The organism is Oleiphilus messinensis (genome assembly GCF_002162375.1).
GTDB classification, from domain to species: Bacteria; Pseudomonadota; Gammaproteobacteria; order Pseudomonadales; family Oleiphilaceae; genus Oleiphilus; species Oleiphilus messinensis.
This window is the reverse complement of the sequence record NZ_CP021425.1, coordinates 2387322-2411945: the sequence shown is the minus strand read 5'-3', so window position 1 is coordinate 2411945 and position 24624 is coordinate 2387322. Positions and strand designations below refer to the sequence as shown.

The 24624-nt window shown below is 47.2% G+C and carries 17 protein-coding genes; 13 read left to right on the top strand and 4 right to left on the bottom strand.

From position 1 onward, the window contains the following. Positions 1–30: 30 nt before the first annotated feature. Positions 31–1158 (top strand): patatin-like phospholipase family protein, encoded by a 1128-nt coding sequence (locus tag OLMES_RS10550; protein ID WP_087461236.1) that lies wholly within the window; start codon positions 31–33, stop codon positions 1156–1158. Positions 1159–1251: 93 nt separating this feature from the next. On the opposite strand, the gene OLMES_RS10545 is transcribed toward OLMES_RS10550, so the two are convergent. Next, the gene (locus tag OLMES_RS10545) at positions 1252–1662 is read right to left on the bottom strand and encodes a phasin family protein (RefSeq protein WP_087461235.1); all 411 of its coding nucleotides are present in this window, start codon (positions 1660–1662) and stop codon (positions 1252–1254) included. 431 nt (positions 1663–2093) lie between these two features. Between OLMES_RS10545 and OLMES_RS10540 the strand changes: the two genes are divergently transcribed. From OLMES_RS10540 to OLMES_RS10510, 7 genes are all read left to right on the top strand, one after another. Further along, entirely contained in the window at positions 2094–3101 is a 1008-nt protein-coding gene (locus OLMES_RS10540; RefSeq protein ID WP_087461234.1) for a hypothetical protein, read from the top strand. Positions 3102–3257: 156 nt separating this feature from the next. Further along, positions 3258–4115 carry a YiiX/YebB-like N1pC/P60 family cysteine hydrolase gene (locus OLMES_RS10535; protein ID WP_087464431.1) on the top strand — a complete coding sequence of 286 codons (858 nt, stop codon included), beginning with the start codon at positions 3258–3260 and terminating at the stop codon, positions 4113–4115. A gap of 349 nt (positions 4116–4464) precedes the next feature. Then, a complete protein-coding gene (locus OLMES_RS10530; RefSeq protein ID WP_087461233.1) occupies positions 4465–5280 on the top strand; it encodes a lysophospholipid acyltransferase family protein in 816 nt (271 codons plus the stop codon). A 2-nt stretch (positions 5281–5282) separates the two neighbouring features. Beyond that, positions 5283–6242 carry an SDR family oxidoreductase gene (locus OLMES_RS10525; RefSeq protein ID WP_087461232.1) on the top strand — a complete coding sequence of 320 codons (960 nt, stop codon included), beginning with the start codon at positions 5283–5285 and terminating at the stop codon, positions 6240–6242. Positions 6243–6732: 490 nt separating this feature from the next. Beyond that, a complete protein-coding gene (prsK, locus tag OLMES_RS10520; RefSeq protein WP_087461231.1) occupies positions 6733–8799 on the top strand; it encodes an XrtA/PEP-CTERM system histidine kinase PrsK in 2067 nt (688 codons plus the stop codon). 108 nt (positions 8800–8907) lie between these two features. Further along, the gene (prsR, locus tag OLMES_RS10515) at positions 8908–10266 is read left to right on the top strand and encodes a PEP-CTERM-box response regulator transcription factor (RefSeq protein WP_087461230.1); all 1359 of its coding nucleotides are present in this window, start codon (positions 8908–8910) and stop codon (positions 10264–10266) included. A gap of 182 nt (positions 10267–10448) precedes the next feature. Then, a complete protein-coding gene (locus OLMES_RS10510; protein ID WP_087461229.1) occupies positions 10449–11297 on the top strand; it encodes an HDOD domain-containing protein in 849 nt (282 codons plus the stop codon). On the opposite strand, the gene OLMES_RS10505 is transcribed toward OLMES_RS10510, so the two are convergent. Next, positions 11287–12195, bottom strand: a complete 909-nt coding sequence (locus OLMES_RS10505) for a S1 family peptidase (protein WP_232465311.1) — start codon at positions 12193–12195, stop codon at positions 11287–11289. The two genes, OLMES_RS10510 and OLMES_RS10505, sit on opposite strands and share 11 nt — an antisense overlap. Before the next feature lie 319 nt (positions 12196–12514). Between OLMES_RS10505 and OLMES_RS10500 the strand changes: the two genes are divergently transcribed. The 5 genes from OLMES_RS10500 (at position 12515) to OLMES_RS10480 (ending at position 22451) form a co-directional block, all read left to right on the top strand. Next, a complete protein-coding gene (locus tag OLMES_RS10500) occupies positions 12515–14119 on the top strand; it encodes an acyl-CoA ligase (AMP-forming), exosortase A system-associated (RefSeq protein WP_087461228.1) in 1605 nt (534 codons plus the stop codon). A gap of 85 nt (positions 14120–14204) precedes the next feature. Further along, entirely contained in the window at positions 14205–15446 is a 1242-nt protein-coding gene (locus OLMES_RS10495) for a pyridoxal-dependent decarboxylase, exosortase A system-associated (RefSeq protein ID WP_087461227.1), read from the top strand. Positions 15447–15815: 369 nt separating this feature from the next. Beyond that, positions 15816–18596 carry an XrtA/PEP-CTERM system TPR-repeat protein PrsT gene (prsT, locus tag OLMES_RS10490; RefSeq protein ID WP_087461226.1) on the top strand — a complete coding sequence of 927 codons (2781 nt, stop codon included), beginning with the start codon at positions 15816–15818 and terminating at the stop codon, positions 18594–18596. Between the two features lie 85 nt (positions 18597–18681). Further along, on the top strand, positions 18682–21003 hold the full coding sequence (locus OLMES_RS10485) for an efflux RND transporter permease subunit (RefSeq protein ID WP_087461225.1): 2322 nt from the start codon (positions 18682–18684) through the stop codon (positions 21001–21003). Between the two features lie 575 nt (positions 21004–21578). Continuing rightward, entirely contained in the window at positions 21579–22451 is an 873-nt protein-coding gene (locus tag OLMES_RS10480) for a PEP-CTERM sorting domain-containing protein (RefSeq protein ID WP_087461224.1), read from the top strand. A 188-nt stretch (positions 22452–22639) separates the two neighbouring features. On the opposite strand, the gene OLMES_RS10475 is transcribed toward OLMES_RS10480, so the two are convergent. Together OLMES_RS10475 and OLMES_RS10470 are read right to left on the bottom strand one after the other, a co-directional pair. Further along, entirely contained in the window at positions 22640–23719 is a 1080-nt protein-coding gene (locus tag OLMES_RS10475; RefSeq protein ID WP_087461223.1) for a nitroreductase family protein, read from the bottom strand. Further along, positions 23712–24623, bottom strand: a complete 912-nt coding sequence (locus tag OLMES_RS10470) for a ThiF family adenylyltransferase (protein ID WP_087461222.1) — start codon at positions 24621–24623, stop codon at positions 23712–23714. Before OLMES_RS10470 ends, OLMES_RS10475 begins: the two co-directional genes overlap by 8 nt. Between the last annotated feature and the right edge of the window lies 1 nt (position 24624).

Here is a 24624-nt window from a genome sequence, read left to right as displayed (position 1 = left end):
GACCGTTACAATAACTATAGAATAGTAATAATGACTGACCAGCAAAAAGCAGTAATATTAACTGGCGGTGGCGCTCGCGCAGCCTATCAAGTCGGCGTATTAAAAGCCATTTCGGATATCTGTCCAGATCTACACTATCCTTTTGATATCATATGCGGTACTTCGGCAGGCGCTATCAATGCCATCGGCCTGGCCTCGGGTGGCGATATATTTCGACACAATATCAGCCGTATTGAGTCACTGTGGTCACAGATCAAAACGGAACAAGTCTATCGGACGGATCTCTGGGGTCTCACCCGGCGACTGGCCCACTTTACCAAATCACTCATGCGGGGTGAAAGCGAAGACCACCCTGCATCATTGCTCGACAACGCGCCGCTCAGGCCTTTTTTGGAAGAGCACATTAACTTCGACGCGATGAAAACCGCCATCGAAAACGGCGATATACGTTCGGTTTGCGTGACAGCCTGCGGCTACCGTAGCGGTCAGAGTATAAACTTTTTTCAGTCAGACGGCTCCATCGACAGTTGGCACCTCGGTCAGCGCTTGGGGGTCTCGACAACCCTGACAATTGAACACTTGCTGGCATCTTCGGCCATTCCGCTGGTTTTTCCACCGATCAAGATTCACCGCGAGTATTTCGGAGATGGCGTCATACGGCAAATGGCTCCCCTGAGTCCAGCCATCCATCTTGGGGCAAAGAAAATATTAATTATCGGGGTTTCGGCCAATAAGACGGTGACCCCCAAGCGTCAGAGCACGTTCAACTACCCTTCCTTGTCGAATGTACTTGAGCATGTATTGAACGGCGTGTTCATTGACACCATCGAACACGATATCGATCGAGCCCACCTCATCAATTCACTGCTAACTGAAATCCCGGACAAAGACCGGAAAACCCGCGGAATTCCCCTGCAACCACTCGACTTACTTGAAATATCACCGAGTCAACCTATCGATGAAATTGCCCACAAACACCAGAACTCGCTACCAAAAAACATCCAGCGCTTGACCGGGTCATCTGACAATGCGAACACAGGGAGCAGTTTGGCCAGTTATATTTTATTTGAAGGGGATTTTTGCCGCGATCTGATTACACTCGGCTATCAGGATGCGAAATTACAAGCTCGCCGAATCGAACGTTTTTTCACTGAATAATTGAAATGGATCTGCATAAGAACAAAAAAGTAACGAAAAACATCAGGGACAGAGAGCAGAAAACTGCAATCTCCCCCCTGTGCCGCCATGATTTTATCGATCAGATTTCTCTTTCTCCAACGTATTTACACGTTGTTTAAGATCATCAATCTGCTGCAGCAGGTCTTCAATTTCAGTGTGATTGGGTATACCCAAACGTTTCAAGGCCGCAGATACTCGTTGATCAAATAAACCTTCCAGTTTATCCCAGGTTCCGGTGGCTTTATCTTTTACTTCTCCTACGGTGTCTTCAACGGCGCGAATTCGCTTACCCACTGCACCGCGGGTTTTATTCTCAATTTCTTCACCTTCTTTGACTAACTTATCAAAGATCTTACCCGCATCTTCTTCTGCTTTCGTATATGCGCCCAAGCCAGCCAGCCAAATTTGTCGAGCAGAGTCTTTTATCTTTTCCGCCAGCTGATTTGAATGCTCATGATTCTCTTCATTTTGCTTTTCTGACATAAATAATGCCTTGCTATAACGTCGGTGTATTGATACAAAACGAACAGGCACTGATCGTTTCATTGTAATTATTTCGATTTGCTGTCTGGCTACTCGATTGGACGGCTCAATCCAGAGTAATCCATCGCTTTGCTATAACTTAAGTCTAACTTAAGACCCGATTTTCCGTTTCCGCCAGCGTGACCCAGACGTATCCAAATGAAGCATTAAAGGGAATTGCCCTGATGAATAGACCGCATAAACCTAGCGCAATTCCACATAGTATGACAGCAAATGACACATCAACATTATATGTTAATGCTGCATACGATTGAAACCTGAACGACCCCTATTCGAATACTAAAAATTGACGCACTGCACTTATTGTAAAACCGTTGCACACAAATCAAGCAGCCTCATATTTGCATTTCAGGACTGTTGAGTAGAATGATATGAAATTTAATCGCGAAAATTTGCTTTCAAGCCACCAGCTGCCGCTTTTTATCATCGATATGCTGATGCTTGGTCTCTTGATCATCAATCTACTGTGGATTCTTATTGATACACTTTATGGTATCGGAATTATTCACGACTGGATTATCGGCTTCCTGCCCATCGTCCACACTTATTACCACCCCGTGCATAACAATTTTCTGTTGGTTGACCTGACTTTTGTCTCGATATTTCTGACCGAGTTTTTGATCCGGTGGATAATCAGCATCTACCAAAAGGAGTATTTTCGCTGGTACTTCTATCCCTTTGTTCATTGGTACGACTTAGTGGGCTGTATACCCGTTGGCCCCTACCGCTTTCTTCGGTTTCTTCGCGTCTTTTCGATTTGTTACCGGTTGCACAAATACCGGATTGTAGATTTTACCAACAACCGGATTTACCGCTTTTTCCGATTTTACTACAACGTTATTATCGAGGAGCTGTCGGATCGCATTGTGATTAATGTCTTGCAAGGGAGCCAACGAGAAATAAAACACGGTTCCCCTCTGTTTCACGAGATTATCAACAATATTCTAATACCGCGAAAGCAACTACTCATCCAATGGATTTCAGACGCAATTGAAGACAAAACCCGCCAGATACTCGATGATAAACATACTGATTTGCGGAAATATATTGAACACACCGTCTCGGAGGCAGTTTATAACAATCCTGAAATAGACCGCATACAAAGCACCCCGGTTTTGGGCCCCCTGATTGCCGGCACCTTAAATGATGCCATCGCGGATATCGTATTTCACACGATCGAGAACATATTGAAGGATCTTTCCAGTCCCGACAATAAAGCATTGGTCGCAGAATTAACCGATACGTTGCTAACAACCTCGGATCAAATTTCTGTCAATGACGAGCCGTTACGAGAGTTGATAATAGAAGTGCTTGAAGCTGTAAAATCACAGGTTGCGGTTCAACACTGGAAGCGGGAGGCAACTGACCAAACCGAATAACCGGGCGATACACCGCACAGTTCAGACAAATACCCTGTGTCCGTCACGGTTCTGAGCTATATATAAGTATAGACATGCAAGATTTGCGCAGTGCATTGGCTTGCGGTTTATTCAAGCTGTAACGGGTTTGCATTTTCGGGTGGTGCTATGTGGTCGATGAAAGCGTTTTCGAACTTTCTAGTGAAGTGGCTCGTCTATGAGCGGCCACCCCATGAAGTCCCCATGAGCGATTTTTCAAAGCTGCGGTTTGAGGTCAAGCCCGGGGATGTCATCCTGATTGAAGGGCGCAGCCGCGTCAGTGAAGTGATAAAACTAATCACACAGAGCCGCTGGTCCCACGCGGCGATCTACATTGGCAAAATTCATGACATCGAACACCCCATGAGCCGGCAACGCATCAAAAGCTTTTATGATGGCCAGCCCGATGTCCAACTGATTATTGAAAGTGAACTGGGCCTGGGTACCATTGTCAGGCCCCTGTCTGTCTACGACCGGGACCATATCCGAGTGTGCCGCCCCCGGGACCTGACCTATCGCGATGCACAAAAAATCATTAACTATGCGGTCAGTAAGCTTGGTAATGACTATGATGTTCGACAAATATTCGACTTGGCGCGGCTTCTTTTTCCATGGACAGTCATGCCCCGACGCTGGCGCTCAAGCCTGTTTACCCGACATCCCGGCAAAAATACTAAAACAGTTTGTTCTACGATGATTGCAGAGGCCTTCGCCTCGGTACAATACCCCATTCTCCCTCTGGTAAAACGCAGCGGTGAACGCAATTACCGATACTATCGCCGAAACCCCAAATTGTGTACCCCGAGCGATTTTGACTATTCGCCGTATTTTGACATCATCAAATATCCATTTGCCCACCTCAGTGATAGCCCGGCCTATCGTCAACTACCCTGGTCTATAGAGGAAGAGGATCCACTCATAGAACAAACTGCCTCTCCGACCAATCCGCCCGACGGTATAAGCGAGAACAAACCCAGACCATATACCACACTCTGAACGACGGTTTATAATTCAACCGATTCAGATGATGCCTTATTATAAGAAAATATGATTAAAATTCACCCAACTCAATTTGAATTCCCCTAATTTTGATCAATACTTAACCTAACTGGTCACAAGCTAATGCGACCAGTTAGGTAGGAAGTCTTTCATGGATACTACTCACACTCTTACCCGAATCCTTCCCCAGGTTTCGGGTTTTTTCTATTTGGTTCGTTTTTTTTGCACTTTACCTCTTGTTAGACAATCCAGACTCAGGTAAAACTAAACGCTCTTGCATTTAATACGCAGTCACAAACGCAACAACTTCATCCTCTGACACTACCAGCCCAAAAAGGATTGTGTAATGGGTATAAAATCCTATCTGACCAGAAAACTGGTCTCGCCTGAGTTTGAGGCACATATGAGTAAGGTTAACAAACCTGTAGGTACTCTCGGATATGACCCCTGGGGATATAACACTGAAACAAGCAAAATTGTGATGTCACTGTTTCAGCATGTGTACAACACCTATTTCCGAGTACAAGCCACAGGACTGGAAAATATTCCGGCAGAAGGCCCCGTTTTAATCATCGGCAACCACAGCGGGCAGTTGCCCATTGATGGCATGCTCGTCGCTTATTCCATTGCCTCGCGCCAGGAAAAACCCCGAATGCCGAGAGCCATGATCGAGCGCTTTTTCCCAACGGTTCCCCTGCTCGGCAACTTCCTGAATCAGCTAGGCGCGGTACTTGGTGATCCAGTAAACTGCAGCAAAATGTTGAAAAACGGCGAGGCAGTCATCGTTTTTCCTGAAGGCATTCGCGGTTCCGGTAAGCTCTATAAGGATCGCTATCAACTGCAACGCTTCGGTAACGGTTTCCTCCATTTGGCCATGCAGAACAACGCAACAATTATTCCCGTGGGCATCGTTGGCTGCGAAGAAACTATTCCAGCAATTGCCAATATCAAGCCGCTTGCGAAAATGCTGGGCGTACCTTATGTTCCGGTGGCCTTACCGGTTATCTTTCCGGCCAAGGTTCACCTCAATTTTGGTAAACCCATGACCTACCCCAATGATAATGCGACCGAAGATGAGGTGACCGGACGGGTGGAAGAAGTAAAAACCGTAATTCGGGAGTTGATTGACAAAGGCCTTCAGGAAAGGAAGGGGATCTTTTAAAAATGGACAAAACCAAACCAACCATTATGATCACCGGGGCCGCAGGTGCACTCGCGCAGCAGGTCATCCAGCGACTTCGGGAAAACGCTAACATTGTTGCTGTGGATTTTCGGGAACAAGTCTATCTTGGTGATGAAATCCCGAGTTATTGTATTGACTTTAACAAACGTGGCTTCGAAGACCTTTTCCGAAAGTACAACTTTACCGGGGTAATCCACTTGGGCCGAATCATGTCCAGCCAGGAAACCCGCATGCGCCGCTACAATGCGAATGTACTCGGTGCTCAGAAATTATTTGAATTTTGTCATAAATACGAGGTCAAACAGGTACTTGTACTCTCGACCTACCATGTCTACGGCGCAATGCCCTACAACCCGGCACTGATTGATGAACAGGCTCCGCTCAAAGCCGCCGAGCTCACAATGGATCTCATCGATTCGGTCGAGCTTGAAAACCTGTCCACGATATATCTGTGGAAATATCCGGATCTGAACATTACGATTTTACGTGCCTGTAATATCGTTGGCCCGGAAGTGCGTAATACCATCAGTAAAATTCTCGGCAGCGAATATGCTCCGACGCTCCTGGGCTTTTCACCAATTATGCAATTTATTCATATCGATGATATGGCTGATGCAATTGTGTTGGCATTCCAGACAATCAAACCTGGAATCTACAACGTCGCACCGGATGACTGGGTATCCTATCAAGACGCCTTGTTACGCAGTGGCTGCAAACGCGTTCAAATTCCGTCAATCCCCCCGGTATTACCCAAAATGATTATCAAAACCTTTAATTTGAAGAAGTTTCCAACCTATTTGGTTAACTATTTCAAATATCCGGTTGTGATCGACGGACGCCTGTTTAACAAAACCTATAATTTCAGACCACAAAAGTCCCTGTCCGATATTTTTAATTACTATAAAGAACGAAAGTTGATGCAAGGCAAAGGCGAATACTGATTCGAATCCGAGAATGAGTCCCTTTCCAGCGCGACCCTGGTGCTATCCTCGGGTTCGTCCCGAGGCTAGCTGCACAATGATCAAAAAACAGCCAGCAGTTAGACGTACAGGAGAGATTAAACTAAGCTTGCAAGGTGGATACTAAAAACGTCGACGAGATGACAAGATTAAGAGGCCTGTATGAGATCTGTGTTTTATCTTTTACGTATGTCAGCGCACTTGATTACGTATAAAAGAAACCTGCAACTCATACCCGATCCGCTTCATGCTGATCGCCGACGGGCGACCCTGTCTTACAAGAGACAAAAAAGCCTGGTAAAGTCTTTGTGGATTCTCAGCAGTATTTGTATGCTTTTAAACCCAGTGCCGCACATCGTAATCCCTATCGCACTGTTCACATCTTTTATCTCCTTTTGCCTGTTAGATGAAGCTAAACCTTAGCGGCACACCAAAACTGTGGTAACCTTCCTGATTTTATTCCTCGGTTAATATGGACATTCAATTCGGTTTCCTCAGCCACCTCTCTGGCGCCATAGTTTTTGGGCTGTTAAGCGTCTTAATTGCAAAAGGTTTATTGCGACGCTCCAGTGACAAAGCACTGCTCTGGGCCTGTGCAATCACAACGTTCTGGATGCTGGCACTGGCCTGTCAATCAGTTTATGGCTATCCCTCCTTTCATTTACGCTATGGCCTTGAACTCTGCAGGAATATCGCATGGGTATTCGTTCTGGTTTCCATTTTCCAGTTTGAAAAAGGCACCAGCGATCAAAAACTCACAGGAAAAACACTGAAGGGCGCGATATTCTTTTTCTACGCCTTGCTCTTGGTTTTTTTAGTTATCGAAGGATTCTTTGCGATAAATCTCATCAGCGGCACGGTTTTGCTCGCCGGCCAGATCACCTCATCAGTCATCGGCCTCATGCTATTGGAGCTGGCCTGGCGAAATGCATCGGTATATGGCAGAACAAGTGCAAAATACCTGTGTGTTTCGCTCATTTTCATATTTGGTTATGACTTCTTCCTGTACTCCGACGCACTGCTGTTTGGCATGATTTCAAGTGCATTCTGGGATGCGCGAGGCGCAGTGAACTCATTGGTCGCGCCGCTCATTGCAATCACCCTGATAAACTCCCGAAAACAACCGGTTGAAGTCCAGGTCAGCCGGCAAATCGTGTTCCATACCAGCACGTTGTTCCTCGCCGGGGTCTATTTGCTCCTGATTTCGACCGGTGGCTATTACATCAGAGCCTTTGGCGGTACCTGGGGGGAAGCCCTGCAAACTCTCTTTTTCTCCCTGGCCGCCCTGATCCTGATTCTGTTAATCAGCTCGAAGCCCTTCCGTGCGCGGGTGATGCTGTTTATCAGTAAAAACTTCTTCGACTACAAATATGATTATCGGGAAGAGTGGCTAAAGAGCACCCATACGCTCACCAATCAGGGCGAACAAAGCCCTTTGGAAGAACGCGTGATACGTGTAATCAGCGGCTTGGTGGAAAGCCACTCCGGTGCACTATGGCTGAAAGACGAAGATAACAATCTGGCATTGGAATGCAGCGTAAATTTCAATGTACCAAAGCACAATACCATCCACCAGTCCAGCGAGATTGTGCGCTACTTTGAGCAAAATAACTGGATTATCGACCTTGCAGAGTACGGCAGTGATCCAACTAAATACAATTTCCTGGATGTTCCGGATTGTATAACCAACACAAGTGATCCGTGGCTTATTGTGCCCTTGTATGCATCTGAAGAGCTACACGGATTTGTGGTCATCAGCGAACCCGTCACAAAAGTTGAATTAAATTGGGAAAACTACGATTTGATTAAAGTTGTCTCAAGTCAGGCCTGCAGCTTTCTGGCCCAAAACATTTATCAGGAAAAGCTGGCCCAGTCCAAGCAATTCGAGGCAGTGAACAGAACATCGGCTTTTATGGTGCATGATTTAAAAACGATTATTGCGCAACTGTCACTGCTGACCCAGAATGCCCACAAATTCAAAAACAATCCAGCCTTTGTCGATGATATGATCAAAACAACTGAACATACCGTAGACAAGATGCAGCACCTTTTACAGCAGATTCGAAACCCTCAGGCTCAGCATCAAACCCAGTCTATAGAACTGGTTGCATTACTCAACCGACTGGTTGACGCCCATGGGAAATGGAAACCGCAACCGGTATTAAGTTGCACAGAAAAAGTGGTGCATGTCCGCGCAGACAACGACCAACTTTACGCCGTCATCGGGCATATATTACAAAACGCTCAAGATGCCACCCCAAAAGATGGTGAAGTCACGATCAACTTGAAAAAGAACAAGGGGATGGCATACATATTCATTCAGGACAACGGCAGCGGTATGAGCGAGGATTTCATCAAACATCAGCTATTCAAACCATTTGTCAGCACCAAAGGCCTCACCGGCATGGGCATCGGCGCTTACCAGAGTCGCGAGTACTTGAAACGACTGGGCGGCAACATTGAAGTGACCAGCCAGATTAACATCGGCACCTGCTTTACACTGCATATTCCACTCGATTTCCGCCAAGGGCATGAGTAAAGCGATTAAATACGAACCCATAACCGAAGAACGACCCACAACAATAGAACTATCCTTAATTTCAGTATAAAGTTTTACGCAATCAAGACGAAAAGGAAGCTCAGAACAGTGACCAAGAAACTGCTAATAGTCGAAGATGATCCCGGCCTGCAAAGTCAAATGCGATGGTGTTTCGAGGATATTGAAGTTCACCTGGCAGATGATCGGGAGAGCGCACTATCCATATTACGTCGCGTTGAACCTGCGGTTGTAACTCTCGACCTGGGTTTGCCACCCGATCCCGGAGGGTCTTCAGAGGGTTTTCAAACACTTCAGGATATTTTGAGGCTGGCTCCAGACACTAAAGTAATTGTAGTTACCGGGCGAGAAGAAAAGGAAAATGCAGTTAAAGCCATCGGCTTGGGCGCTGCAGACTTTTATCAAAAGCCAGTAGATGGCGAAATCCTGTCCTTCGTGGTGAATCGAGCTTTTCGAATAGCGGAGCTGGAACGAGAAAATAAAGAGTTCTCGGAATCACAACAGGCATCGCGCCTGAAGGGCATTATTGCCAGCAGCCCGGAAATGCTTGCGATCTGTAAAACCGTCGAAAAGATTGCCCCAGCCGATGTCACGACGCTTATTCTTGGCGAAACCGGGACGGGGAAAGAAGTGCTTGCCAGAGCCGTACACGATATGAGTCCGCGCAAGAAAAAATCGTTTGCTGCGATTAACTGTGCAGCCATCCCTGAAAACTTGTTGGAGAGTGAATTATTCGGCTACGAAAAAGGCGCATTTACCGGAGCCACCGCTCAGAAAAAAGGAAAATTTGAACTGGCAGACGGCGGTACACTTTTCCTGGATGAAATCGGGGATATGCCCATGCCGCTGCAGGCGAAGTTACTCCGTTTTTTGCAAGAACGCGTCATTGAACGCGTTGGCGGCGTCAAGGAGATCCCCGTAGATCTCCGGGTTGTTTGCGCAACCCACCAGGATGTGCAACAGCTTATTTCTGAAGGAAAATTCCGGGAAGATCTTTATTACCGCATCAGCGAAATCACTCTGAATGTACCGCCCCTGCGCGAACGAGAGGGAGATTCTATTGTCATTGCCCAAGCATTGCTTAAAGCCTTCTCAAAACAAATGGACAAAGGCAACTTGAGCTTCAGTGATGATGCAGTCTGCGCCATTCGCAGCTATTCCTGGCCAGGAAATGTCCGGGAAATGATCAACAAGGTCAAACGTGCAACGATAATGGCAGATGGCAAAAAGGTCGTGGCTGAAGACCTTGAACTTGGCCAGATAGAAGACCGATCAAGTGAAATGTTCAACCTACGCCAGATTCGGGAAGATGCGGAGAAAAAAGCGATAAAACAGGCACTTGAAAGCTCCGAATTCAATATGTCCCGTGCAGCCAAACTACTGGGTGTGACCCGCCCAACCCTGTACAGCCTGACCGACAAATACAATATGAACGTTAACGCCCCCTGAGCCGGGCCAAGCTTGGCTGACTGTAACCCGCGCGAGCGTCCTCATTTTGATGCGTCTATACAAAATGGCGTGGGATTACACAAAATAGCGCGGGATTACACAAATTTTTGTTGCGAAGCCGGCCTGGCGAGCTAACCTTAAATTAATCGTAGCGTTGTACAGTAGTTGAGGCAGGCAAAAACGTGGCAAATATTGAAGATCTCGCAAACAAGGGAAAAGACCTTTTCTCACTACCGGACACAACACTGAGACTTCAAGAGCTTTTATATGATGAAAGCTCCTCTTTGACAGACATTGCAGATGTCGTTTCCATCGATCCCGCGCTGACTTCCCGGTTGCTCAAAATCGCCAACAGCGCGCTGTATAATTTTGCCTCCAAAGTCGACACCATTTCCCGCGCGGTCAGCATCATTGGCTCCGATGCCCTGTTCAATCTGGCATTAGCCAACAGTGCCGTTGATAGCTTCAAGAACATCGATAAAAACGTAATCGATGTTGAACGATTCTGGCGGGAAAGCGTCGATTGTGCACTCGTCACAAAAGAACTGGGTGTGCAAATCCAGTTTCGCGACCGGGAGCGATTGTTCGTTCTGGGATTACTGCAGAATATTGGGGAATTGATTTGCGTGCAGTTCGCCCCCGAACAGGCCAGAGCCAGCGCCGAAAGAGATTCGGGAAAACTGCCCTGGGCGTTGCAACAGGAACACTTTGGATTTACCTACAACCAATTATCTGCTCAACTCTTACGCCGGTGGCAACTACCACCAGAGCTTTACAACGCTATCGAATTTGCACATGAGCCAGAAAAAAGCAGCTTTATGGTCGACGCCTCTCTACTTAATATCGGTATGCGAACCGCTCACGCTATCTCAGATCCTGAGAGCCTGCCGCTAAAGGAGCTGGTGTCCGAACAGTTAATGACGCGGCTCGAGCTGGACTATGACAACATCAATAATGCAGTACAGTATGCAAACCTCGAAGCGATCAATATTCTGCACATTCTGAGCCCGTCATCATCCGCTATTTTTTAACCAGATCCTGCCATAACGCTTGCACTGAACTTAGTGGAATTGCATAGGTAATTCCACTGGGATTTTGAATTACCGTTTCCTTGCTCTCTTTGACAAACACTTTATTTAAAATTCCGTGCACCAACCCGGTTTTTGGATCATACAGTGGACTACCACTGTTACCCGGATACGCGGTCGCATCCAACTGGTAAATGTAATAGGGTTTTCTAAGCTGTTTCAATCGGTTTGCGGAGAGTCCCCGGGCAGTATTGGCCGGTATGGCAATCGGCGTAATACTGCTTATGATGCCTCGATGGGTCACCGGATACAGGCCAAGTACAGCTCCAATCGGGTACCCCGTAAACGCAATTGTATCCCCTTCACGCAAAACCTCCTGATCGCTAATCGTTACCGGAGGTATCGGAGCGCCACTGTGCTCAAGCACTGCCAAATCACGCGCCTTATCATGAGCAACTGTGCGCACGGGTCGCACTTCAGGGTGATTCCCCTGCCCGACAAAAATAACCAGAGACTCTTCTTGAACGGCTTCCGTACCCGCAATGACATGATAATTGGTTAAAATATGTTGCCCGGTCATGATTGCAAAACCCGTGCCCTTCACAACACTGCGGGGCGCAGCAAGTTTATTGTAACTACCTACACCAACAATTGAAGGTTTCAGTTTTTGAATGGTATCCGGCAATTGATAAAGCGGATCAGCAAAAGCTATCCCCGAATACTGTAATGTAAAAAACAACCCGACGGCATACCAAAGCGTAGAACCTAACTTCTTGCAGCAGGAATACATACGTGCATCAACGCGAAAATTTAACCGAATATCCATCACAACCCCGAAAAAGCCATAACCAAGCGCCTCTCCCGGATAACAGAGATCTGGCAACGCATTATGGCAAAGCATTTCCCTGTGCTTCTGTGTTCTGGCACAGTGATGTAGAATGAAGCATGTCTGGCCAAAAGAGTTAATCCTGTCTGCGGTGTATTCACAGATTTTAACTTCTGGTCACAGAAATGCATTGAACTAAGGATAGCTTATTCCATTACAGCACATAAACGCTAAACTAACCTAAATGGAGATAAAGCACAGTCACGTATCTCGTCATTCGCCAGAAAGGATATTGACCGGAGCCGACCCTAATCCGCTTTCTGGTCAGTCACTATAACGGATCAACTGTGTTTAATTCGAGCCTGAATCAAAGACCATTACACCCGGAAGTAAAATGACAACCTTTATACACAGCCTACTCGAAAAATCGGCACAACAATACCCAGACAAACCCGCGTTACGCTTTAAAGATGAGGTGCTCAGCTTTCAGTCAACGCATGCCCTCACTCTGGATGTGGCAAGAGCACTGCAACACAACGGTTTGAACCGCTCTGACCGGGTCGCCGTTTTTCTGCCCAAGCGTTTCGAAACGGTGGCCAGTATTTTCGGAACATCAAAGGCCGGCGGTGTGTTCGTCCCCGTAAATCCGCTGCTGAAAGCGCCTCAAGTCAGCTACATTCTCAGGGATTGCAACGTCCGGGTGTTAATTACACATGCAGCCCGATTGAAAATGCTGGAAGATGAACTGCAACATTGCTCAGACCTGCACACTATCATCTGCATCGACGACTACCCGGCAACCCAACTGGGACATTGTCAGGTAAAAATGTGGCAGGACTGGCTTTCGGAGACCTTAACCACCACTGAACATCCCGGTCCCGTCACGGATGCAGACATGGCCGCGATACTTTACACTTCAGGCAGTACTGGTAATCCCAAAGGCGTGGTTTTAAGCCACCGTAATATGGTAGTGGGTGCTGAGAGCGTATCAGAATATTTAAAAAATGACGGTAACGATGTGCTGTTAGCCGTACTCCCCTTCAGTTTCGACTATGGCTTGAGTCAGGTGACTACGAGCTTTCATGTGGGTGCAACCTGTGTATTGCTAGACTACCTGTTGCCCAACGACATTGCTAAAGCGATTACAAAATACAAAGTAACCGGATTGGCCGCAGTTCCGCCATTGTGGGCACAGCTGGTCAAACTAAACTGGGCGGAGAATGCGGGGGCGTCGTTGCGCTACTTCACCAATTCCGGGGGCGCAATGCCTGAGGCCACATTAAAGCAACTGCGCAGCATTTTCAGCAATGCATCACCTTATCTAATGTACGGGCTTACGGAAGCATTTCGATCCACCTACCTTCCACCGGCTCAAGTGGACACTCGCCCCACATCCATGGGTAAAGCCATTCCCAATGCAGAAATAACTGTTGTGCGTGAGGACGGCAGCGAATGTGCTCCACATGAACCGGGCGAACTGGTTCACAGCGGACCTCTGGTGGGTCTGGGCTACTGGAATGCTCCCGAAAAAACAGCGGAGCGCTTCAAACCCGAGCCCAGCCCGATCCGTGAAATCACTATTGAGCGACTTGCCGTGTGGTCTGGCGACACAGTATATCGGGATGAGGAAGGCTATCTGTTTTTTGTTGGCCGCAAAGATGACATGATCAAAACATCAGGTTATCGCGTGAGCCCAACCGAGGTGGAAGAAACGATTTACACTTCCGGTTATATTGTCGAAGCCGCCGCACTGGGGATTCCTCACCCGGATCTAGGTCAGGCTATTGTGATCGCTGCAACCCCGAACCTGAACGGCAGCGCCTCCAACGGAAACCATGAAGAACTGGAAAAGGAAATTATTCGCTACTGCCAAAAGCTGCTACCCGCATTTATGGTACCCAAAAAAGTGGTTCTGAAAGACAGTCTTCCCCATAACGCGAACGGCAAGATTGATCGAAAAACGCTATCGGCAGAACTGCAAAATCTGTTTGATGTGTAACGGAAAATAAAGAGTGCAGTATGCACACGCGCCACTACACAATCCAAATGGGTAGGAAAACCACGTAAAGGAAATTGACATAGAAATGCAGAAAAAAGCACCGCAACACGACCAACACCCCTACTATGTCCGAAAGGATGGCACTTACTATGCTCACGGGAAAGACCTTCGCGACATCGCCAACATCGCGGGTAGCACGCCTTTTTATGTGTACAATCGAGATATTATCGAACAGAAAGTTAATCACTTTCGGGCCTTTATACCCGATAGAATAAAACTGCACTACGCCATCAAGGCTAACCCGATGCCGGCACTCGTCTGCTTTGCGGCCTCCCTCGTTGACGGCTTGGATGTGGCTTCCCAAAAAGAACTTCGCGCTGCTTTAGCGAGCGGGATTTCCGCAAAAACCATCAGCTTCGCCGGACCCGCCAAGCAGGATTCGGATCTAAGAGCGGCCATCGCATCTGGAATTACGCTCAACATTGAATCCGAAGGCGAGTTACAACGCGCCATTGACCTTGGCCAAGCCCTGGGTCAACGGCCACAAATTGCGATACGGGTAAACCCGGACTTTGAACTGAAAACATCAGGCATGAAAATGGGCGGCGGACCCAAACAATTCGGCATCGATGCCGAAATCGTGCCTGACATTATCAGAAGCTTGCCGGATTCAGTTGACTATGTCGGCCTGCATATTTTTTCTGGCTCACAAAACCTTAGACCTGACGCCCTGATTGACGCCCATCAGAAAACCTTCGCGCTCGCTGCACGGATCCAACAAGACTCTGGTCGGTCAATCCATAAGCTCAATCTGGGCGGCGGTTTCGGTATTCCTTATTTCCCGGGGGAGACCTGTCTGGATCTGACGGAAATTGGCGAAAATCTTTCCGCACTACTCGAGCAATATCAAACTGAATTTAACGATACCGAATTGGTCATTGAGCTGGGGCGTTACTTGGTTGGCGAATGTGGACTATATGTCACGTCTGTGGTCGACAAGAAGGAATCCAGAGGGACAACCTACCTGACAACCGATGGCGGATTACACCACCACTTGTCCAACTCCGGCAATTTTGGCCAGGTCATCCGGAAAAACTATCCCGTTGACATTGTTCAGCTCGACAAAGCCGCGCCAGAGAGCGAAAACGAGTTGGTGACGGTGGTTGGGCCACTTTGCACGCCCCTGGATACTTTGGCGGACAAAATGACGCTCCCCCAAGCCAAGCCCGGCGATCTGGTCATAATATTCCAATCCGGAGCCTATGGTGCGACAGCCAGCCCAATCAACTTTTTGAGTCAACCGGAAATGATTGAGGTATTTATTTAGCCTAAATATCAATTTTTTTAAGCCCTAGCCCGGTATTCATGGCTGATGGATCAATACAAAAGCATGACTTTTATCCAAAGCGGAAATGTATTATTGTAACTTCCGCTTGTCCCCAAAAAACAAGACAGCTGGCCTGAGCTCAGCGAGCGGCCAGCCCTGAATGGACAATATGATTATCTAAACTCAGGTTAGAATTCCAATCGGAATCAACGGAAGTTTTGAAAGACAGAAAATAGAAATAGAATCCTGTCGAACAGCGTTTCGACATAGCCTTCTGTATTCCGATATGCAAACAAATAGTTAGACAATAATAAGCTTACAAAATAGATCCTGACACGGGTTAGGAATCTATAAAACGCGGAGTTTCGCATGAAAGGACTGCACAACATAAATTTTAAACGGGCAACCAAACTTTTAACAACCGGAGCGTTGATTCTGGGGGTTACGAGCTGTAGTGATACTAAAACCGACGTTGAATATCTGGCTTCCGCCAAGAAACATCAACAGCAAGGGGATATGCAGTCCTACATTATCGAGCTCAAGAACGCGATTCAGGCCAACCCTGTAAACGCAGAAGCTCGTTATCTGATGGGGAATGTTCACCTTGGTATGCAGCAAGGCGCTTCAGCTCAGAAAGAGTTTGAAAAAGCGATTGAAAGCGGTATGCCTGCCGAACAATTGGTTGATGAAATGGCGCAAGCCTACTTCGACCAGTACCAGTACAAAAAACTGCTCGACAACACAGTTAATTTCAGCGCCCTTTCCCAGGAAGAACGAGCCAATACTTTATTCCTGCGTGGTACGGCCAATCTGTCATTGAATCAAAAAATGGATGCCGAAGCGGACTTTGAATCTGCCGTTGCACTCGGTGACCCCAAATATTCGACTTTATCCAAAGCGTATGTAGAAGCCATTCGGGGCAACTATGACAAGGCGAACACAACCGTCCAGCCGTTGCTGAGCCAATACCCTGACCTAGTTGAAGCTCATGTATTGTCCAGTAGAATTGCTTCCAATTTGAATAATTTGCCAGAAGCCGCCAAACAACTCGAAGCTGCCGTCAAACTCGAACCCAATCGACTGCAGCACTATGTCGACCTTGCTCGGGTTTATCTGACTTTAAAAGAGTTTGATCAAGCTGACACGAATATCGATTTAGTACTCAAAGCAGCACCGAAGCATTTGCCATCCAACATCATCAAAGCAACTTTGAAGCTTCAAACCCAAGATTGGGAACAAGCCAAGTTCTACGCTGAAGAAGTTTTGAAAGTAAGCGAAGTTAACAAGCAGGCCAAACTCATCTCCGGGATTGCCAATTTCCACATGGAGAACTACGAACTTGCACGAGAGCGTTTGCAAGCAGTCGTGAGTGAGCTAGACGATCAACACATCGCCCGCCGAATGCTTGCTTATTCGGACTTTAAACTTGGCTACTCAACCAATGCAGACGATATTCTGGAAAACATCGGTGACCCCCAGGGCGCGGATGCCAAGTTACTGACTGAGTTCGGTTCTGAGCTGGCAAAACGAGGGGATTTAAAGGAGGCAGAGATACTTCTGCGAAAAGCAGCCGAAATTGCCCCGGAAGATACAACAAACTTGTCCCGATTGGGTGCTATCAAGCTACAGCAACAGGATCTCTCGGGAATTGAGGACCTTGAGTCCGTATTACAAAAAGACACAACGGCATTCTGGGCCCGAGCCGCGCTGATCCAGCATTATATTCAGGCAAGAAATTATGATGAAGCAAAACGCCTCGCACAGGAGCTGATAAAAAGTCAGCCCGAACACCATGAAGGCTATCTACTCCTGGCCCGTGTTGATTTTTTTCAGGGCGATTTTGACGCTGCATTGAAAACGCTCAATAAAGCAACAGAAGTAGCCCCTGACAATCCAACCATCGCCATGAGCATTGCCAAGGTTCATGTTGCACAACGCAACTATGAAAAAGCTCGAACCACATTGCAAGGCATTCTAAAGCGATACCCGGAAGATCCAAATGTGCTGCTCTCACTGTATAAGGTGGACAAAATTTCCGGCAATTCGGAAGATTCCATTAAGCGTATGGAATCGTTGGTTAAAGCAGCTCCCGAAAACGATGACTTCAAACTGCTCTATTCATTCATCCTTGCTGACGAACGCAAAATTCAAGATTCACTTAAAACCCTTTCAGACATCGGTCCGGATTCCCAAGTCTACATCAAAGCACAAACGGCAATGGGTAACCTGAACATGATGCTGGCCAAATACGATGAATCCTCCAAACATTATGCGAATGTTCTGAGTAAGAACGGTGGAGAGGTCAAGACTTATAAATTACTCATCACGTCCTATGTGCGCGCCAAGAACTATGAAAGCGGCCTGGCCACTGCGAAAAAAGGGATGGAACAATTCCCGAATAATCTGGATTTGCAGCTTGACGAAATACGGCTTCTGTTAGCAAATGGACGGGAACAACAAGCGAAATCGAAAATAGCCCGCTTTGCCGCCATAAATGGCTCAAATGCTGAACTTGATCGGATCAGAGGGGTTTTCCACAACGAAAAGGGTGAGCTGGATTCCGCACTCACGTTTTTCAAATCAAGCCATGGGCTCAATCCATCAACCCGGTCCGTGATTTCCGTCGTGGAAGTCTACAAAAAAATGAAGAAGATCAAAGAAGCCCAGACGACTCTTGAAAACTGGCTGAAGGATCATCCCAACGACCAGCCTGCGCGAATGTATCTGGCGAACCTGTCGATATCCAAAGACAACTCCGTTGCCATTGCGCAATTCAAGGAATTATTGAAAAATAATGCAAAGAATCCGGTCGTGCTTAACAACCTGGCCTGGGCCCTGGGGGAAGAAGGCAATCTGACGGAGGCATTAAAATACGCATCCGATGCCTTTGAAATAGCGCCGCTACCGGAAATTGCAGACACCTTCGGGTATCTATTGCTCAAAAAAGGCGATACCAAGGAAGCGTTGGAAAAACTCACCGTCGCTCACAATAAGCTCCCTGAAGATCCATCTGTTGCATTCCATTTCGCACTTGCGCTGAAGGAAAATCAGCGTAGTGACGAGGCCGTATCCATCCTGGAAAAAATAAAAAACAAAGACTTTACTGAAAAATCCGAGGCCAGCTCACTTTACAAATCACTTGTAAAGTAGGCATTGAAGCAGCACAAGGATGTGTTGCCTATACATAACAAATACCGGATAACCACAATAAACCGGATTTAAGGATCTACCCACCATGAATCTCGATCGATTGATTAACACCCTGGCTTACCGCAGAAACATCCTCGCAGTCGTTACACTCATTATCGTTTTGGGGCTCTCATCCGGCGCTAAAAATATCTACTTCGAAAGTGACTATAAAATTTTCTTCAGCCAGGACAATCCGCAACTCAATCAACAAGACTTGATCGAAGACGAGTACACCAACTCGGACAATGTGACCCTGATCATCAGCACCCGACAAAAAAACTTGTTCAACCAAACAGACCTGACGGCAATCATCGGATTAACGGAAGCCGCCTGGCAGTTACCCAACTCGATCAGGGTTGACTCCCTGAGTAACTATCAATACACCCACGCCAGTGAAGATGACCTTTTTGTTGAAGACCTCATCCCGATAACGCGACTTGACTCCCCGGCACAGATTAAACAAATTGAAAAAATCGCACTGAGTGAACCTGAGCTCAAGAATCTCGTTATATCACCCGAAGGCACGGTTACATCTATAACGGTTTTACTCAATCTGCCCGAGAATAGCGTCGAACGCGATCAGGCTTCTGCCGAGATCATTGCAGCCACCCGAACACTCATTCAAGACTATGAAAGTCGATATCCGGATCTGACGATTTACCTCGCGGGACAAACCACTGTTGCCGCGACCTTTAATGAGTTATCTCAACGTGACAGCAAATTCTGGTTACCGATTATGTTTGCTGTCATGGCACTGCTCTTGCTCGTTACCTTAAAATCACTGATCGCAATGGGGATCACGCTGGTGGTTGTCGCCATGAGCGTCTCTGCTACCATCGGCACCATGGGCTGGCTCCACTTTCCCCTGAATCAAATTACGGCCGTTTTGCCGGCAATAATACTCATTCTTGGCATTTGTAACTGCGTACACCTGTTGAACAGTTTTCGGTTCCATACCCGTTCGGGAGAGGGGTCACAGGAAGGGCTACGGAAAATGATCGAAACCAACCTGACCCCCGTTTTTCTCACCACTCTCACCACGGCAATTGGTTTCGCCAGCATGAATTTCAGCGATACCCCCCCTTTCCGGGAATTAGGTACCTGGGCTGCAGTTGGAACCCTGTTCGCCTTCTTACTGAGTCTCACGCTGCTGCCAGCTCTGGCCTACTATTGTCCTGCCACAGCACAGCTGGAGCAATCACAAGCCAACACAGGCATCGCTGCCCGTTATAGCGCCTTTTTGATTAAACACAGGCATCTATCTTTGGCCGCCACCTGCGGCCTCCTGCTATTTCTGGTCTTCCAGATCCCCAACAACCAATTGAACGACAATACACTGGGTTACTTCAAAAAATCAGTACCACTCAGAGAAGCGGCAGATTTTATGCAGGAACATCTTACCGGTTTTGACAATTTCAGTTATTCATTGAACTGCCAGCAGTCTAACTGCATCAATACCCCTGCATACCTGGAGACTGTACAGAAATTCACTGACTGGCTGGAGAGTCAGCCAGAAATTGTAAGAGTGATAAGCTATACAGACGTGATAAAGCGCCTGAACAAGAATATGCATAATGATGACGACAGCTACTACCGTATTCCAGACAGCAAAGCGCTTGCTGCTCAATATCAGCTTTTGTACGAACTATCCTTACCCTTTGGGCTGGATTTGAACAACCAGATCAATATGGATAAATCCGCACTCAAGATCACAGCGGTAATTAAAGGCCAAAAAGCGAAAGAACTTCTGGCTCTGGAGCAGCGAATTGACACCTGGCTACAGACCAACACACCCGAATTGCATGCTCCGGGGGCGGGTTTGTCCCTGATGTTTGCTCATTTGGGTCAACGAAATATCGAGAGCATGGTAGCCGGCTCATTGGTTGCGTTAGCCTTTGTGACCCTGACACTGATGATTGCACTTCGATCAATCCGATATGGATTAGTCAGCCTCATTCCCAATTCTTTTCCGGCCCTTGCAGCATTTGGCTTATGGGGTCTCTTGGTATCAGAAGTGAATATGGCCGTGGCAATCGTTTTCTCTTTTACCCTGGGCATTATTGTGGACGATACGGTTCACTTTATTAACAAGTATATTTACGCCCGGCGCACGCTTGATCTTGATACAGATTCAGCATTGGCTTACGCATTCAATGTTGTGGGCAAAGCGCTGGTAACCACCACAGTGGTCCTGGCCTGTGGCTTCTGGGTGCTGTCCTATTCGGACTTCAATGTAAACGCCTATATGGGAGCAATGGTTTCAGTAACGATTATCGCAGCGCTGGTGCTCGATCTCATCCTGCTCCCTCTCTCTCTTTACTACCTGGACCGAAAATTCAGCAAACAGGCTCAGACTGCAACCACTTAAGTCAAACTCGTAGAACAACTCACCAACCTGCCCCCCTGGCCGCTTTACGCAGCCGGGGGGGCTAGTGACAAGTTTTTTTACACATCACCAAATAGCAAATTCCAGCGACCAGAATAATTAGCCTGTTCATTTCCACAAGGACGCCTGCAACCCCGTCAGCCTACAAACACCTCCCATTTTATGCCCCTAGCCTACGATGCAAACTGTGCACAATGTCACGCTTCTCCATCACCCTATTTCCCATACCCTGGAAAACCGCTCCTTATTCGAGACGCTTAAGGTTGTAAGACCTGCTTTATTGCTCATTTACACACGGTAAACCACAACCAATATCTATTATTTTACATTTACAATCGATTACAATAGGAATCAGGAAAGCTAATCCGGTTTTTTGTCGAGTTTTTTTACACACAGAAAATTCGCGCGAGAACTAAAATTCATATCTACCTGTTTTATATAGATATTTTAATATTGGCACTCATCCTGCTTATATACGGGACAGAATGCGAATGGTGCGTTCATCATAGGATTTTGAATTATTGCTCTTGCAGATCAACTTATAAGTAGGTGAAAACATGAAAGTTAAAAACGCTTTGGTTACAACAGGACTTGTAACAGCATTTGCAGCGACCAGCGCAAACGCTATCCCGCTGCCTGGCGGAGTTTCCGTTTTAGAAGACGACAACATTGAATACGTACTGGACGCTAACGGCGACATCAAAACCAGTGGTTCTCTGGTTGTTGGTGACAGATTGAGAGCGGTAATCACTTTCGACGCCGTTCAACTTCTGGACAACAGTGTCTACACTGAATTGGGTGCACCTGGCCTGGAACTGACCGGTATTTCAGAAATTGAAGTTGCTTCTATTTCTGGTGACAACATTTTCTTCAAGCCTTCTGACGAATTCGAAGCTGAATACGGTGCTGGTGCAATGGCTGCATTGTTCTCAGACAGCCCAGGGGACTTCACGACAGCATGTCAATCAGGCACAGCAACTCCAGTTGCTGACTGTGAAACTGCTGCTACAAACGGTTCAGCATGGGCAACACTGGGCTTTGCTGACCTGGATGACTACTGGTTCGCGACTTCCGCATTCCCTGGTGGCCTGACTGCAGACTTGGCTGGCGTTAAAGCCGCTTCTGCTACCACCAAATTGGGCGTGGTAAACTACAACCTGTCATTTCTGTCAAACAGCTCTGGTTACGACTTCGCTCAGCAATTCTCTTTCATTGCTGACCTGAACAAAGGGGCTACTGGTGGTGACGGTTTCGTAGATATTATCGGCTCTGGCGACATTCTGGGTGGTGAAGGTCTGCAACTGCCATATCTGGCACGAAGCGACTTCGACTTCCAGGTTAACCGTATCCCTGAGCCAGGTACTTTGGCTCTGATGGGTATCGCTCTGGTTGGTGCTGCTGGCCTGCGTGCTCGTGCTAAGAAAGCTTAATTCCACAACGCTTTCTGACACAAAAAAGCTCAGTTTCGACTGAGCTTTTTTTATGCCTGCGACTTATACACAGATCTACAAACACCATTTAAATAAGAACAGAGCGCATTAACCAAAAAGGCACCCCGCAACGGCGGTGCATCATCAGCGGCTAATCTTTTGGCGATAGAAGCATGCCTGACTTGAAGTCAGGAACTGAAAAAAGAAGACAACTTACGACGACCACTCTTAACTGGATCACCTTTTTTGTCCCCCAGTCTAAAAAGAATAATTGGCCGATCCTGAGCAAAGAAAGAAAGCGCTGCATCTTTAAACTTACTCTGCAACGCTCCGAACCTACCTGGCAATTGAAAGAAATCCCCTGACATAACACCTATACTGGCATAGGGATGCACAGAAACTCCTTGGGCATTCAACTCCAACCAAGCGGACTGCAGTGCTCGACCCGCAGCAACCAGATCCCGGGGAGACAATGATGGCGCAGTAATGACACCCACAGCAGGAGATAAACGCAACGGTAAGCCCGCCCCGAAAAAAGCCAGCGCCTTATTCAACCCGACACGATTCATTCCGTTGAGAAATGACCATGAACGAATTGCATAAATCAACAGTTTTCCCATTGGATCAAGATACAACGCAGGTAAAGGTATACCCTCCTCACTCTCTTTGCTGAAACTCAAGGAACTGAACAATTCTGCATGTATCCCGGGATCTGTAAATCGAAGCGCTTCCGCAGATTGAACAAACCGAACCATCTGATTCTTTTCCGAGGACTGATTTGGCCCAAAGTACCGAAACCCACACCCCGTTTTATCAACTGCGGACTGCACACGGGTCAAATCGAACGACGCTGGCATTTTGCCATAAGGAAAACGTCTGTCCGTGCACCTTTTTTTCAATGAATCAAGAAGTTTAACAGAAGCTGCCCCCCCTGGAGCAACAACACTGCCTTCATCATCTCCAGGAGAAACAAAGAGAATTTCAGCTACCGAGTCGGCTTTACCCTCCCCTTTGGGAAAGAGTGATATTTCAAGCCGCACACCCATCGACTCCGCTTGTCTCGACATATTCTCTATCGCAGCGCCAATCGCGGTGTAGACCAAATAACCCTTACCATCCGAAAAACCACCACTTCGTTCAGGATCTCGAAAAATCGACACTCGAGATGCGTCCTTGACATAATCAAACAAAAACGGGGAGCTGTTATCGGCTGACGGAGCCAATATCCCCGCCTCCAAAATGACATCCACCAACTGTTTTTCAACCATCCTTTTTGACCTTTCCTGATAAATAAAACCGTTTAAAAATATAAAACTTCAGTCGCTGTAACCAGCCTCGGTTTCCATTCCTGAGCTTGCCCAACACGTACATACACCGATAGGGATCAAATTGATGGTAATACGGAGCAGCTTTGACTACACCCCGCTTTAATACCAGTTTCAGAACCTCAACAGCGATGACCCCTGCACACAGTTGCACAGCGGCAGCACAGGACGGCCCCCTTTGCTCATCAAGACTTACATAACGTTTATCAATGTAGGGGATATGAGTGGCCCGCGGCGCATTCCCCAAACCGAACAACAAATACTTGTCTGTATCATTCTTAGCCAGATCCATTGCGAAATAGTCATGCCAGCTCATTTGGTCTGGCAAAAACGTCAACAAGATCATACTGAATCCAATGGGACCTGCTCCCACCACCGGCAACGCGCGTTTACGCGCCTCGGTATAGAGCAAATCGCGGGCGTTAACGGCAAAAAAATCAAGCCCGTCAACAACTACATCAACGCCATCCAGAAATTGATCGATATTATCGGCGTTAATTCCCTCATCGAATGGCACCACATTGGCTTCAGGGTTAACATCTTTAGCCATTCTCGACATCACCGCACACTTGGGCTCTCCGAGAGTGGACATCATCGCTCCGGCCTGTCGGTTGAAATTATGAAGCTCGAAAATATCAAAATCGGCGAGATGAAAATTTCCAATCCCCATCCGCGCCAACGTCACGACATGGGCACCACCCACACCACCAAGACCCGCAATTGCGACTTTACAATTCTTTAACTGCTGCTGTTCTTCGGGCTGCACCAGCCCGAGATTTCGGAGAAATGCGCGCTCGTAATCGAAAGCGCTTTGTGTCGCTTCAGTAGAATGATTTGATGCAGACATG